The 13,126-nt window shown below is 32.8% G+C and carries 13 protein-coding genes; 7 read left to right on the top strand and 6 right to left on the bottom strand.

All coding sequences use genetic code 11. The features are described 5' to 3' along the window. Positions 1-110: 110 nt before the first annotated feature. Together ACXLDF_RS12115 and galT are read right to left on the bottom strand one after the other, a co-directional pair. Positions 111-929, bottom strand: a complete 819-nt coding sequence (locus ACXLDF_RS12115; RefSeq protein WP_457558795.1) for a hypothetical protein — start codon at positions 927-929, stop codon at positions 111-113. 60 nt (positions 930-989) lie between these two features. Next, positions 990-2,021 carry a galactose-1-phosphate uridylyltransferase gene (gene galT / locus ACXLDF_RS12110; protein WP_457558794.1) on the bottom strand — a complete coding sequence of 344 codons (1,032 nt, stop codon included), beginning with the start codon at positions 2,019-2,021 and terminating at the stop codon, positions 990-992. A gap of 153 nt (positions 2,022-2,174) precedes the next feature. Between galT and ACXLDF_RS12105 the strand changes: the two genes are divergently transcribed. After that, on the top strand, positions 2,175-3,365 hold the full coding sequence (locus tag ACXLDF_RS12105; RefSeq protein ID WP_457558793.1) for a hypothetical protein: 1,191 nt from the start codon (positions 2,175-2,177) through the stop codon (positions 3,363-3,365). Positions 3,366-3,436: 71 nt separating this feature from the next. Here the strand turns inward: ACXLDF_RS12105 and ACXLDF_RS12100 are convergent, their stop codons facing one another. After that, a complete protein-coding gene (locus ACXLDF_RS12100) occupies positions 3,437-4,360 on the bottom strand; it encodes a methylenetetrahydrofolate reductase (protein ID WP_457558792.1) in 924 nt (307 codons plus the stop codon). 47 nt (positions 4,361-4,407) lie between these two features. Continuing rightward, complete coding sequence (locus ACXLDF_RS12095; RefSeq protein WP_457558791.1) at positions 4,408-5,133, bottom strand: methylenetetrahydrofolate reductase C-terminal domain-containing protein; 726 nt, start codon at positions 5,131-5,133, stop codon at positions 4,408-4,410. Between the two features lie 111 nt (positions 5,134-5,244). Here ACXLDF_RS12095 and ACXLDF_RS12090 point away from each other — a divergent pair, with 111 nt between their 5' ends. Beyond that, complete coding sequence (locus ACXLDF_RS12090; protein ID WP_457558790.1) at positions 5,245-6,165, top strand: AAA family ATPase; 921 nt, start codon at positions 5,245-5,247, stop codon at positions 6,163-6,165. 56 nt (positions 6,166-6,221) lie between these two features. Beyond that, positions 6,222-7,277 carry a vWA domain-containing protein gene (locus tag ACXLDF_RS12085; RefSeq protein ID WP_457558789.1) on the top strand — a complete coding sequence of 352 codons (1,056 nt, stop codon included), beginning with the start codon at positions 6,222-6,224 and terminating at the stop codon, positions 7,275-7,277. Positions 7,278-7,282: 5 nt separating this feature from the next. Here the strand turns inward: ACXLDF_RS12085 and ACXLDF_RS12080 are convergent, their stop codons facing one another. Then, positions 7,283-9,232 (bottom strand): tetratricopeptide repeat protein, encoded by a 1,950-nt coding sequence (locus tag ACXLDF_RS12080; RefSeq protein ID WP_457558788.1) that lies wholly within the window; start codon positions 9,230-9,232, stop codon positions 7,283-7,285. Positions 9,233-9,585: 353 nt separating this feature from the next. Between ACXLDF_RS12080 and ACXLDF_RS12075 the strand changes: the two genes are divergently transcribed. After that, positions 9,586-9,753 carry a hypothetical protein gene (locus tag ACXLDF_RS12075; RefSeq protein WP_457558787.1) on the top strand — a complete coding sequence of 56 codons (168 nt, stop codon included), beginning with the start codon at positions 9,586-9,588 and terminating at the stop codon, positions 9,751-9,753. 98 nt (positions 9,754-9,851) lie between these two features. On the opposite strand, the gene ACXLDF_RS12070 is transcribed toward ACXLDF_RS12075, so the two are convergent. Continuing rightward, positions 9,852-10,538: a ZPR1 zinc finger domain-containing protein gene (locus ACXLDF_RS12070; RefSeq protein ID WP_457558786.1), complete on the bottom strand. Its 687-nt coding sequence runs from the start codon at positions 10,536-10,538 to the stop codon at positions 9,852-9,854. 220 nt (positions 10,539-10,758) lie between these two features. Between ACXLDF_RS12070 and ACXLDF_RS12065 the strand changes: the two genes are divergently transcribed. The 3 genes from ACXLDF_RS12065 (at position 10,759) to ACXLDF_RS12055 (ending at position 13,120) form a co-directional block, all read left to right on the top strand. Then, complete coding sequence (locus tag ACXLDF_RS12065; RefSeq protein ID WP_457558785.1) at positions 10,759-11,358, top strand: 2-oxoacid:acceptor oxidoreductase family protein; 600 nt, start codon at positions 10,759-10,761, stop codon at positions 11,356-11,358. A gap of 51 nt (positions 11,359-11,409) precedes the next feature. Next, positions 11,410-11,751 (top strand): 4Fe-4S dicluster-binding protein, encoded by a 342-nt coding sequence (locus ACXLDF_RS12060; RefSeq protein WP_457558784.1) that lies wholly within the window; start codon positions 11,410-11,412, stop codon positions 11,749-11,751. Between the two features lie 67 nt (positions 11,752-11,818). Continuing rightward, positions 11,819-13,120 carry a transketolase C-terminal domain-containing protein gene (locus tag ACXLDF_RS12055; RefSeq protein ID WP_457558783.1) on the top strand — a complete coding sequence of 434 codons (1,302 nt, stop codon included), beginning with the start codon at positions 11,819-11,821 and terminating at the stop codon, positions 13,118-13,120. The last annotated feature ends 6 nt before the right edge of the window (positions 13,121-13,126 follow it).

The following is a 13,126-nucleotide window of genomic DNA, read 5'->3' as shown; positions in this document are numbered from 1 at the left end:
TGTATATAAATGAATGGAGAATCCAAAAGTAAAAAGATGAATTCTATACGATATGTTAATAAATTTATAAAAGAGAAAATGAAAAGAGAATTTGAAAAAAGAAAATTGTTTTATTTTAAGTAGTTATCACAATTCAAGCAGTAATCTTGATCTTTCTTTAAATTAGCACCACAATATGGGCATTTTTTCATGTTTTTTTCATCAAAAGAAGTTGTTGAAGAATTGGAAGAATAAGCATCAAAAGTTGATTCCATATACATATCCCCGCTTTTATCTTTTTTCTTCCCCTTTTTTGATTTCTTTTCTTTGCTGGTTTTCATCTCATATTCTGTTTCTTCTCCTGGTTTATACTTAATTGCTCCAAAAAGAGCACCAAAGGCGCCACCAATTAAACCACCTTCTAAAGAAGCTAAAATAATTGCAAGTATAGGATGTAAATCTGTCAACCCACCAAATAATCCATTAATAATACTAATTCCGATTGTTCCACTTAGCACAATTGCTAATAAAATATAAATTACTATGCCCCAAACAATATATCCAACTGCTAACCAAACACCGATCATAAAACCCTGCTTAGCGGATTTAGCAAAAAGCAATGCAGAAATACCAATAGCCAAAACCCATGGAATCATTAAAGCCAATGCCATTCCCGCTTCATCTGGGCGATAAATAAGCATCCAATGGATTGGAAAAATAAGAACACTGACAATACTCATTAATCCTCCGAGAAGAATAGTTCCCAGAGCCCCTACAGAACTACTTCCTGTAGCTAAAGTGAAAATCCCACTGATGGCACTTCCTACATTTACAAATAAACTTCCAGATATTGCATTTGTAAGGTCAAAGAAGGTAAAGCTGACACCAGCCATAATAACTAAACAGCATGAAGTTAAACAGTTTTGACAACATTTTGCACAAAAACCCATATTCACTTCTTAGTTTAAAACTTAAAAAATCTTTGCGATATAGAAATATAAGTAATACGATTAATCATTTGCTTCTTTTTGTAATGATGATATATTTACATTTCGTAAAATTAGAGCGTTTTTTTCTGGGAGTGCATCGTTAATAAAGTTATAAGTTCCCAATTCTACTCCAGCCAAAAATTTCCATTTTCCTTGACCGCGGAAAGGAGTGTAAAACTCTATGTGAAAATGCCAAACATCTCGTTGTGAAGTATTCACTGGAGCATTGAACATTGCCATAACATACGGCATTAATCTGTTATTTCCTATTAATGCATCATATCGATTAACAATAGATTTCATAATCCGAGCTAAATTTTCAACTTGAGAAGGATTCATTTCAACAATTGATGGTATATGAGTTTTGGCAATAATATGAACTTCAAAGGCCCAATGTGCGTAATATGGCACTTCAGCGATGAAATCAACATTCTGTTCAATGACTCGTTTAGGATCACGCATTTCTTCAGCAACAATATCACATAACAGGCATTTTTTCGAATCATTATTATATTCTATAAAGGATTCCCATTTTTTTTTTATTTTTGGAGGAAAATAAGGAAAAGAATAGATTTGACCGTGGGGATGAGCCATTGAATTTCCAATTTCCTTCCCCCGATTTTCCATAATAAATGGATACTTCATTTCGGGAAGTTTACTCAATTCACGATATCTTTCTTGCCATAATTCGATTAATGCCACAATATTATCATGAGAAAGTGTTCCAAAAGAAGCATTATGATCTTGTGAATATAGAATAACTTCACACTTTCCATAATTTGATGCTTGTTTATGAACAGAACCAATTGTTTGTTCTTCAAACGGTACATGCTCATCTAGTGCAGCAAAACGATTTGGTAACTGCTTTACAACCCAATTTCCAGCACCTTCTGGAGCATTAGGACAAAATGGACAATCCCATGTTTTTTTTGGTTTTTTATCAAATTGTTTTCCTTGAAACGGACGTACATTCCGTCGAGGTGCATAAATTATCCATTCTTTCAGCAAAGGATCCCAGCGGTGCTGGGGAGTTGTGAATTTTTCTTCTTCCATACTGTTCGATTAAAATAAGGATTCATTACTAATAAAATCTGGTTCATATTGTATTCTTTTATATCAATTTCTCATAGATATATCCACATAAGATCGTAATAATAACGGATTTGAATATTATTTTGACCATAAATGATCCCAGTGGTCAAACTTATGATATGCAATTTCTTTGTCCTTCGAAATGGATTACCAATCTTGAATATTTCTCTGGATCCGAAATACCGACTTGCTGAAAATAACAATGAATTTACCTTAATCAGCGGATTTTTCCAGGCAATTAATAGTTTTGCAGATTCTGTTGGAAATTTAGGCCAAATTGATGAAGTTCAAATGACGGATTTACTATTTACATTTCAACGAAAAAATTTAGATGGACAAAAAAATGAACTGCTCTTTATTTTGACTACTGAAGGAAATCCTGATAAAATTACCCGTAAAATAATTATGGGTGAAGCTTCATCAACATTTATTCATATGTTCGGAAAAAATCTTAAAAAAGACTGGAATGGAGATATTAAACCTTATCATCGTTTTAAGAAGGTTTTCTTAGATATTGTAGAGAAAATTCAAGGAAACCTTCCAATTTTAGAAAATGATGCAAGAAATTCAGTAAAATCGAATGAATCAAAATCTTTAACTTATAAAATGCCTGAAATCAGAACAACTGTGCCTGCAAATGCATTTTCAATGGCAATAACAAAATCATCTAGATTCTTAAATTCTTCTTTAGAAAAATCAAATGAAAGCGGAACACCATATAAACACCCAACACATGGAATAAGTAGGAGGTTTTCCCAGTATCAAACTTTACGATATGCAACTGACAATTTAGATAAAATTAACAATGCAAATACCATTGGTTTTTCAAAACAAGCAAATATGCCAACAAATTACTACTCAAATCTCCGTGAATTACAAAAATTTTCACCTAATCGATTTATCCCAGAAAATAATTCTTCAATTATGCATCAATCTTCACAAATTGGTTCAAATTACTATCCAGCGAACCCTTTCACAAAAACACATCATCAAATTGAATTTCCCCAAAATGTTCATCGAAATGGTACAAATCAAGTATATCAAGACAGATTATTGAGAATGCAACAATTTCCACAAAAATTTTATCACAAACCGATCCATGAATTAATTCCAGTGAAGAATCACATAACTGCAGGTGTTTTTCGCAATCAACTACAAAACTCATGGATTAAAGTTTTAATGGTTGCAATAGATGGGCGCAAAACCCTGCGAGATTTAGCAGAATTATTGGATATTCCAATAGGAGATATAATCCAAGCATGTCAATACTTGCAGCAAAAAGATTTTATTCAATTTAAAAATTAAAGTCAATTACTCAAATATGATTTTTTTTCAAAAATTGCGATTATCCATCTATTCTTTTTTTCATTTAACAATCATCCATCTATTTTTTGGATAATTTGAGGAATAATTCTTGGATAAGATATGGTGGCAAAATAAAGCCCATGTATCAATCCTTTACGCCTTAATTCACGAATAACTGGTGAATAATAATTTTTATTAAATGTATCAAATTTTTTACTCCGTTCTGCGCTGTTTTGACAATTTTGGGAAATCTTCTTATATTCATTTAAGATTTCTTTCGGAAATTCCAAACCGGGTAAAAATCGAGCAATTTTTTTAGCTAATGCATAATTATCGAGAGGAACTACTCCAGTTATTATTGGAATATCATATTTTTGAAGGTTCTTAAGCATTTGAATGACAGCTTCTGCATCAAAAATGACTTGTGTCTGGATAAAATCTAAGCCCAACTTTGCTTTACGTTGAAAACGCGCCATTTCAATTTCAGGTATTGAAGTATGAACATTAACCACAGTTCCTAAAATAAAATTTTGTGATATATTTTGGGATTTTAAAGAATTTTCATGACTGATATCAAATGAAGTTCCAAAAAAAGAATGAGTGTGGTTGAAATCACGACATAATTTCAGTAATTGGGTCGAATCCAAATCAAAAACGGGTTTACTTTCAGGTACTGTACCCAATGATGGATGATCTCCAGTAATAAGTAAAAGGTTTCGAAATCCCAAAGCATACGCAGTAATTAATCTTGATGCAAGCCCAATTCGATTGTAATCCCTACATGATATATTTAAGATAATATCTTTGTAATAAACAGGACGAATAATTTGTGCAAGTGCGATATTTGATAAAAAAATATTGCTTCCAGGATTATCTGGAATAGAAAGAGCCGAAGTATGAGAATTTAAGAAGATCGCTTGATTATGATATGTTTGGGGATTTAATGAAGTGGAATATTCAATTTCTCCTTCAAAGATAAATTCACCCCGTTTCATACGAGAAACAAAATTATCTTTGGGTATTACAATAGATGGTATTGATTTCAGTTGGAATCCTCCTGTTGACTTTCATTATGATGATCAGCTAAATAAATGTTTGAATAAAATAGTTTTCTTTCTTTTTGGAGATTTAAATTTATTCGTCGACGAAGATTCCAATCTTGTGGTTCCCGAATTTTGGCAAATAGAGAAGATTTTCCAAGTTTTTCTAAACGATTGTAAATTTGTACCCACGCACAATCATTTTGATAGTTATCCACTTCACACTTACCTTGGAACATGCCTCCACAAGGACCATTTAGCATTGATTTTGGACAAAGAGTAATTGGGCATATTCCACCTGTTTCATTTAAAATACAATTTCCACAAGCAACACAACGATTGCTATATTCATTTAAATGAATCGTTTCTCCCATCATTATTGTATTAGTTGTAATTACAACAGGTTTTTGAGCAAAATCTCCAATTACTTGAGCGCCAATCCCGCAACTTGCAGCTATGAACCCATCAGCATTGTCTATCTCTTCTCTAATATATCGAAAATCTCGATGAAGATTGCGCAAATCACATGGTTCTTGAATCACCATAGATACAAGAATTTTCAAATCCAATGTTTTTAGAAATGAAAGTAATTTTTCCAAACCTTCTGTTCCTCCAGTACCACATTTTGCTGCACAACCCCCACAACTTATTACAATTATTTTATGCAAATTCCATTGTTCAATGGCAAGTTTGATTTCATTCCAAGATTTTGGTGTGGTAATTATCACAATAAACGATTAGAGAAAGATTAATAACTTTAAAAATTTGCTAGTTGTAAATTAGAATTTTAAAATTTCATGAATTTTTTGGGCAATGAAATCTTTAATTATTTGAGTTGAATGGAAGATACGGAAAAAGAAATCAATCCAGTGAAAACTGATGCATCAATTTATTCGCAGGATATAGCTGTAGAAGTAAAGAAAATTCAAGATAAATATCAAATCATCGGCCGTCAGAACGAATTAACCCTCTTGTTATTAGCCTTTAAAGCTAAAAAACATGTCATTTTAGAAGGTGCTGTTGGAACTGGCAAAACGTACTTAGCCCGCGCTTTAGCAGAATATGCAAACAATAGATTCTTTCGAGTTGATGGCTCTGAAGATGTATTAAGTCACACATTAACAGGATATTTCGATCCTCCAGCTGTTTTAAGCCATGGATATACTGAAGACTCTTTTATTTATGGTCCTCTCGCTTTAGCAATGAAAGAAGGAGGATGCTTATTCATTAATGAATTAAATAGAATTCCTGAATCTACTCAAAATGTCCTTTTATCTGCTTTAGATGAACATACATTAATTATTCCAAAATTAGGAAAGATTCATGCAAAAGATTCGTTTTTTACCATTGCGACTCAAAATCCGGAAGCACATGTAGGTGTATCTGCCTTGGGTGAAGCGTTAAAGGATCGTTTTGTTTGGATTGAAGTAAATTATCAATCAGAAGAAGAAGAAATCGAGATTGTTAAAATGAATCTTTCATCTTCTACTCTGCATCTGAATCTAATAGCAAATATATCAGTAAAAATAATAAATTTAACGCGGGTACATCCAGATCTTCGTCGTGGTGCATCTATTAGAGGCGCGATAGATCTAGCCAAGCTTATTGAAGCCTATGGAAAAAAACCTGGACTTCAATTTTGGAAAGATGCAGGAATTATGGCATTATATTCTAAATTAGAATTAATGGATGGAACTGAAAGAAATCTTAAAGAAATATTGGAAGAAATTATTGAAGAAGTGTTTCATCATTTTCATTAAAGGCTGAGGTTCAGAATGTTCTTCATCCCGATGAAGCCTTCAAAGGAATTGAGAGATTGCGCCTCTCAAATTTGAAAGATCATGATCTTTTAAAGTATGAAATTCAACGGAAGCAAAGCACTAAAAAACGCTATAAAAAACTAGCCCAGAATCTGGGTTTCAAGGATATTAAAGATCTTGCGCGCCTCTCAGTAGAATCAGATAATATTGAAGCTTTAATGAGCTTAGCTCAATCAAATATATATGCAGTTACAGCTGAATTACAGCAAACAGAATATACTCATTTTTTTGCAGAGAAATACAGAGAAAATAAAGATTCGTTTATTCCACATTTATTTTTTATGATTCGCTCACATGCACCACTCTCATTTAAGCTGATGCTTCAAAGATTAACTCGATCAATCATTTTGCGATCTTCATTAAACATTTCTGGACGTGGTTCTAAAGGGAAGTCTAGACATCGCATTCATTACTATCCTGGAATTCCTGAATTTGATTTAGGGCAAACATTATTTAATTATATACAAAATGGAAAGCAATTGATTCATTACGAAGATATTGTTGGATATGAACGCCGACAAAAAAAGCGTAATGTTGTATTAATACTTGATACTTCTGGTTCAATGTTTGGAAAACTTCTTTTAAATGCAGCTTTAACTACTTCTGTTTTATCCTATGCAATGTCAAAGGATTTTATCAGTATTATCTTGTTTAATTCTGAACCATATGTGTTAAAATCACTAAAAGATGAAAATCCTTTACCTAAGCTTATTGATCAAATCTTAGACAGTGAAGCAGTAGGATTCACAAATATCTCACGTGCACTTCGAAAAGGATTAGAAGAATTAAAAAGTGTCCCAGGTGGGAGAAAAAAAATAGGAATTCTAATAACTGATGGCGATTATAATCGCGGAAAGCATCCAGCCATAATCGCTCGACAATATCCAAGATTACATGTAATAAATATGCCTTCTGAAGTTCAAAAGGAAAACACTGCAAGGGGAAGTTCTATTTGTAAGCAAATTGCCCAAGCAGGAAAAGGATTCTATATTCCTGTATCAGACTTTAAGGAAATTCCTCGGGCACTTATGATGCTTTTAGCTAAAATTTAAAATAATCATGATTCTTCCATTAATATTTCAGGAAAAGATGAATGAAAAACGGGTAAAAACAACTGTAAAGTTGATTTAGGTAGTACATTATTCAAATTTACAGAATTCTGGATTTGGTTCCAAAGTTCAGAGTATGTTTTCAATTTATCAAGAAATAGATTTAATCGTTTTTGAGCAGAATATGAAGAACCCTTGTATACATATGCAAAAAGAAGAGAGTGATTGTGAACTAACATTATTGTATAATGTCCAAATTTTGCTCGATCAAAAGAATGTTCTGTCATTTCACTACAATAAGAATAAAAAGCACTGAGAAGCCCGCCAAATAATTGATCGTTAACTACAATCTCACGATTGAATTGTTGAGAAAAAATCATCGGCCCACACTCATTCATAATTGCAAAAAAGATCGGAATTTCTTTACTTGGAGTATTTAAATTATCATTAGTATTTACAATCATTCGAGAAAATTGGAGGTTGAAACCTGATAATTTCAAGCGTTCTTCTATAGATATTTCCTTATTTCCTATTTGTTCTAATAATAATTGCTGTTCAAGCAATTTATCATGTTCAGAAGCAATTTGGATTGCAATTCCATTCAAATGATGTGACATTGCATAATTTTGAGCTTTAGTTAAAAATTGTCTCGCTTGATCAATATTTAAAGTCAAGATTGCAAAACGTGCCTTTAATAAATAGGTTTGCGCAAGCAACAAAATCAAATTTTGAGATTCTGCAATTTTTAGAAGTTCTGCAATAATTGGTTCTATTTCTTCAACAATTTCTCCTTTTTGCGTCACCCTCATTTCATCTAATAATATATCTGCTAAATGCACTAATGCAGTTAATGTTATTTCATATTCTACGACAGGTCCAAAAGCAATTGACTGTAAAATTTCATGAGCTTGAAATTGAAACCGTAATTGAGAACTTTTCTTCCATAATAGAGCTTGAATCAGCTGATAACGTTGAATTACTCTAATATTATCTTCAACTAAGCATAACATTTCAAATTCAGTAAGAAATTTTTTGCACCTGGAAATTTGATTCAATTCAATATAGCTTTTAATTAAATGAAAAAGATATACAGACAATTCATATGGATTACCTAATTTTCGTCCGATATTAACACTTTGTAAAAAATATTCTGATGCCTCGCTATATTTTCCCATTTCAAAATATAATTCTCCAAGAGTATCTAATACTGTTGCTTGTCGGAATGTATTTCCAGTTCGGTTTTCAAAAATAAGACTTTTTTCACAATATATAAGAGATTTTTTAAAATTTCCTAATTGGCGATAAATCATCCCTAGATTATTATAAAGAATGGAAATTAATGAGGGATAATGATTTGATCTTGCTATTTGTAAAGCTTCATCAAAATACTTTATCCCTTCACTATAATTACCTTGAGCACATATTATCACTCCATATCGATTAAGTAATTTTATTAAATGAACTGGTTCGAGTAAATCCCGCTGATTTAATATCATTTTTTCTAAATTTTTTAATGCGAGTTCCAATTTTCCAGTTTGCCATAAGATTCCAGCTTTTACAATAATACACTTGGCATATAATTGAATCTTCTGTCGATTGGAAGAAATTTTTGAATGTTCAAATAAATCAAGTGCTTCTTGAATATATCCTAAAGCTTCAGAAAAATTGCCTAAACGAAAATAGTTATCACCTAAAAGATATAAAAGATCCATATACTCCAGCGATTCTGAAGAAAATGCAAAATTTTCAGAAAGGTTTTTCAAAATTCTTAATGATTCGGAAAATTTTCCTGTTTGATTTGCAAGTTGAGCTTGAAGAAGGAATATTTCATCATTTTGTGAGGGCGTTAGATCATTTCTGCTTTGAAGGAATTCAATCTCATCTTTTGCCATCATAAATTGAGATCTTTTTAAATATTCTCTAATCTTGTTCAAATATTCTTTAAATAATGATGGCATTTTTTTTCCACTTATTATATATTTTTCTTTTAATGTATGCGTATAGCCCAATAGAGTGATTAATTAATTATTATTTCAAAAGATAATTATTTACAATTAAGATTTTTCATATACATCTTCTATTCGCATAATACAGATTTGTTTATAGGTATATCCCATCTGTAACTTTTAGATCTCGGAGGAGTATAAAAAGCCTTCCGACAAATTCGTCCATGATCATTACTTTTTTATTAGTGATCCTTTTTTTATTTGATTCATAACTTTCATAAGTTTTATAGGTAGAAAATTCCAAGATATATAATAAGCAACAGATCTATTTTTCTTATAAAAAAACCCCAATAGGTGGTAAACTCATGAGCAGTGATGAATTACGAAAAGAAATTGAGGCAATGAATAAAGAAAAGCTTAAGAAGGTAACAGAAGAAGAAAAGGCACAAATTGAAGCTGAAAGAAAGAAGCGTGCTGAAGAATTAGAAAAATTAAAGGAAAAACTAAAAGCCGAAGGAAAGTGGGAAGAATAATTTTTTTTATTTCTTGCTGAGAAGAACATTTTTTTTCGCTTTTTTTCTATCCGCAATTTATAGTTTCTTTATTCTTATAATTAACATTTGGACTATATCTATTTTGATGTAGATTTTTCTGCTAGTGGTTCAAATACCATTTTCTCTTTATGAGTGGGAGTAATATAACTTCCACCATCAAAATCAGTCAAAATGACAGTAAAAGACATTTTTCCAGATTTGCACGCATTTAATCGAGTTAATGAATCATGTGCATTTTTCCATTCTGGAGTATCTGAAGGAGTTGTCTGGAGAAAAAATTGAATTTGTTTTTCCATTCGTAAAAGAATTCCCTCAACATTAGTAAAATCGAAGTTCGCTGCTGGACCCCGTTCAATTGAAACACCTATTTCTGGAATTTCTAGATTTCCGGTAGCACCACGAAAAATTTTATGAGATAAATCTCCATCATCAACCACTAATCGATAAATTCCTGGCTTGAAAGCAGTAAATACTGGAATCATGTCAGATTTTCGATATCCACAATGTTCACACAGTATAACAAAAATTATGATATCATCTCCATCAGGTAGTGAATATAATGTCCTTGTCATTTCCACTTTTTTTCCACATACTGGACATTTAATGCTCTCATCTAAAGGAAGAAGTTCATAGTATCCATCTTTTCGATTTAGTGAAGTTTTTCTCTGAATTGATGATAAGTTTGAATTCTCTTTGGTTGATGATAAAGGATTGGAAGATGAAGATTTAGAGAAAGAAGAAGATCTTTCATTTGAAGGGTGCATAATCACTAAAGAATAAAAGAATAGAAATATACTAAATTTTTCGTTTTTTGATCAATTTCTTTTTTCATTCGTTCTATTTTAATTCTATATCTAGATTAATCACAATTATGAAAAATGAAGGAAGAATGGGGTTGATAGTGGGATGTTAAAATAAGATCATCTCACTTAAATATTAACGGGTTTTTCAGATCATAATGTATTTTTCGCGTGATGAATCATTATGAACAATGATAAAATTTTTGAAATTACTATGCACGGTCGAGGTGGTCAAGGTGCCATCACCGCAGCGCTTTTACTCTGTGAAGTAGCTTATGCTGATGGGTATACAGATGTACTAAGCATACCTAAAATTGGGGCAGAAAGAAGAGGCGCTCCAATAAAAGCATTTACCAAGTTATCCCGAAATCGCGAGATTAAAAACTATGCCGCAGTTGAGGATGCCGACATTACCATCATTTTTGATGCGTCATTAATTCCTTTACCCGGAGTGGCAGATGCAGTTAAACATGGAACGGTTCTGGTTAATACCAATCAAACAATTGATGTATCAAAATTCCCAAAAGAATGCAAAATTTACACTGTTCCTGTTACAGATATTGCACTAAAATTGAATTTAACTACAGCAGGATATCCAATAATTAACGTTCCTTTATTGGGAGCATTGACTCAAATTAAATATAAAGATGAAACAGGCGAAATGGATTTAGGCTTACATTTGAAAACAATCGAGCAAATTGCATTGAAAAAATTTGGTTCTCGGGGTCATCTTAATTATGAAGCAGCCATGAAAGCCTCAGAGCAAGTAAAGGAGATTCAATAATATATTAAAAATTGGGAGAAAAAAGAATTAATATAATGGAGAGAAATTAAAATGGTGGAAGAAGCAAAAAAGTGGGAAATAATTCGAAAATCGCGTGAAGAACGCCCTAAAATTCAATCGTGGACATCATATTGGGATTTACCGCCAGCATCACTATCCTTTCCAATAAAAGGTTGTGCAGGTCATACAGGAGACTGGCGAACATTTAAACCCGTAATTAATCAAGACGAATGTATTAAATGTTATCACTGTTATATGTACTGCCCTGAAGGAACTGTGTTAATTGATGATGAAAGTGGAATTGTGAGTTTTGATTATGACTACTGTAAAGGATGCGGAATTTGCGCAGAGATGTGCCCAAAGAAATGCATTGAAATGCAGAGGGAAGTATAAGTAGAAGGAGAATAAATTAGAAAGATTAAAAATTAGTCTTATTTAAAAAAGAAAAGGTGAAAAAAAAATGGTAGAACCAAAATTCTTTGAAGGTCCGCAAAAAGGAAACTTAGCTGCTGCTTATGCAGCTATGGATGCAAATGTTGATGTAATCACAGCATACCCAATCACACCCCAAACCACAGTCGTAGAAGAACTAAGTAGTCTTGTTGGCGAAGAAGAATTCATTGCGAGAAATCAAAAAACACAATTCATGAGAATGGAATCTGAACACAGTGTGGCAGCAGGATTGGTTGGTGCAAGCTACGCAGGGGCTCGAGTATATTCAGCCACTGCTGGACAAGGTTTACTCTATATGACAGAAATGATCCATTGGATGGTCGGAGCACGCTTACCAGTCGTACTATCAATTGCCACACGAGGACTTACTGGCGGAGGTTGGAATATCTGGGCAGATTACGGCGATATCATGGGGTTACGAGACAGCGGTATCATGATCCAACTGTTGGGAACACATCAGGAAATATATGATTCTATTTTGATGGGATTTAATATTTCAGAACATCCAGATGTAATGCTACCTCTCTTTCCAGCTTATGGAGGATTTGTTTTAAGCCACACATCAAAACCAGTTAAACGAGTACCATGGGAAGAAGCGCAGAAATTTGTTATTCCCAAACGTGATGAATGGGAACATGTTTGGATAGACAGTGAGCGTCCTATGATGACTGGAGCTTTAATTATGCCTCAAAGCTTTTATGCAGAGTTTCGTATTAAAGCCCATGAAGCGCAATTAAAAGCAATTCCAATCATTAAGGATACAATGGCTGAGTTTAAAAAACGATTCGGGCGGTCTTATGGAAATGGTTTAGTTGAACCATATAAAGCTGATGATGCTGATGTCCTTATGATCGGATATGGCACAATTGCCAAACAAGCAGAAGATGCGGTGGATGTATTACGAGAACAAGGATATAAAGCAGGCGCACTCCGAGTACGAACCTATCGACCATTTCCAACGGAAGATATATTAAAATATATTAAAAAGACACAAATTGTTGGAGTTATGGACCGTGCTATCGCTTTTGGTAATCCAACTGCAGGACCGCTTAGTACTGATATAATGGCAGCCTGTCAACGCTATGATTCAACTCGCAATGCTAAAATACTGCCCTTTATTGGAGGATTAGGGGGTAGAGATGTTACATACGATGATCAAATAGAGCAGTTTAAAATCCTATTCGACTTAAAAGAAAAAGGTGAAGCTCCGAAAAAACCATATAAAATGTGGGGAACATATTGGACGGGTTTAATTACAGGCTCTGATAAAGTGCCTCAAGGTGAAGAAGAATATTTTGGAGATATATAAGGAGGA

The organism is Candidatus Harpocratesius sp., from assembly GCF_054039255.1.
Note: the sequence above shows the minus strand (reverse complement) of the source record. Positions and strands in the feature narration are given on the sequence as shown.

Bases quoted from the DNA above. Each gene is read 5' to 3' on its own strand.
- ACXLDF_RS12100 (WP_457558792.1), bottom strand. From the start codon at position 4,360: ATGAAACGGGGTGAATTTATCTTTGAAGGAGAAATTGAATATTCCACT.
- ACXLDF_RS12075 (WP_457558787.1), top strand. From the start codon at position 9,586: ATGAGCAGTGATGAATTACGAAAAGAAATTGAGGCAATGAATAAAGAA.
- ACXLDF_RS12055 (WP_457558783.1), top strand. From the start codon at position 11,819: ATGGTAGAACCAAAATTCTTTGAAGGTCCGCAAAAAGGAAACTTAGCT.
- ACXLDF_RS12105 (WP_457558793.1), top strand. From the start codon at position 2,175: ATGATATGCAATTTCTTTGTCCTTCGAAATGGATTACCAATCTTGAAT.
- ACXLDF_RS12115 (WP_457558795.1), bottom strand. From the start codon at position 929: ATGGGTTTTTGTGCAAAATGTTGTCAAAACTGTTTAACTTCATGCTGT.
- ACXLDF_RS12090 (WP_457558790.1), top strand. From the start codon at position 5,245: ATGGAAGATACGGAAAAAGAAATCAATCCAGTGAAAACTGATGCATCA.
- ACXLDF_RS12080 (WP_457558788.1), bottom strand. From the start codon at position 9,232: ATGCCATCATTATTTAAAGAATATTTGAACAAGATTAGAGAATATTTA.
- ACXLDF_RS12070 (WP_457558786.1), bottom strand. From the start codon at position 10,538: ATGCACCCTTCAAATGAAAGATCTTCTTCTTTCTCTAAATCTTCATCT.
- galT (WP_457558794.1), bottom strand. From the start codon at position 2,021: ATGGAAGAAGAAAAATTCACAACTCCCCAGCACCGCTGGGATCCTTTG.
- ACXLDF_RS12060 (WP_457558784.1), top strand. From the start codon at position 11,410: ATGGTGGAAGAAGCAAAAAAGTGGGAAATAATTCGAAAATCGCGTGAA.
- ACXLDF_RS12065 (WP_457558785.1), top strand. From the start codon at position 10,759: ATGAACAATGATAAAATTTTTGAAATTACTATGCACGGTCGAGGTGGT.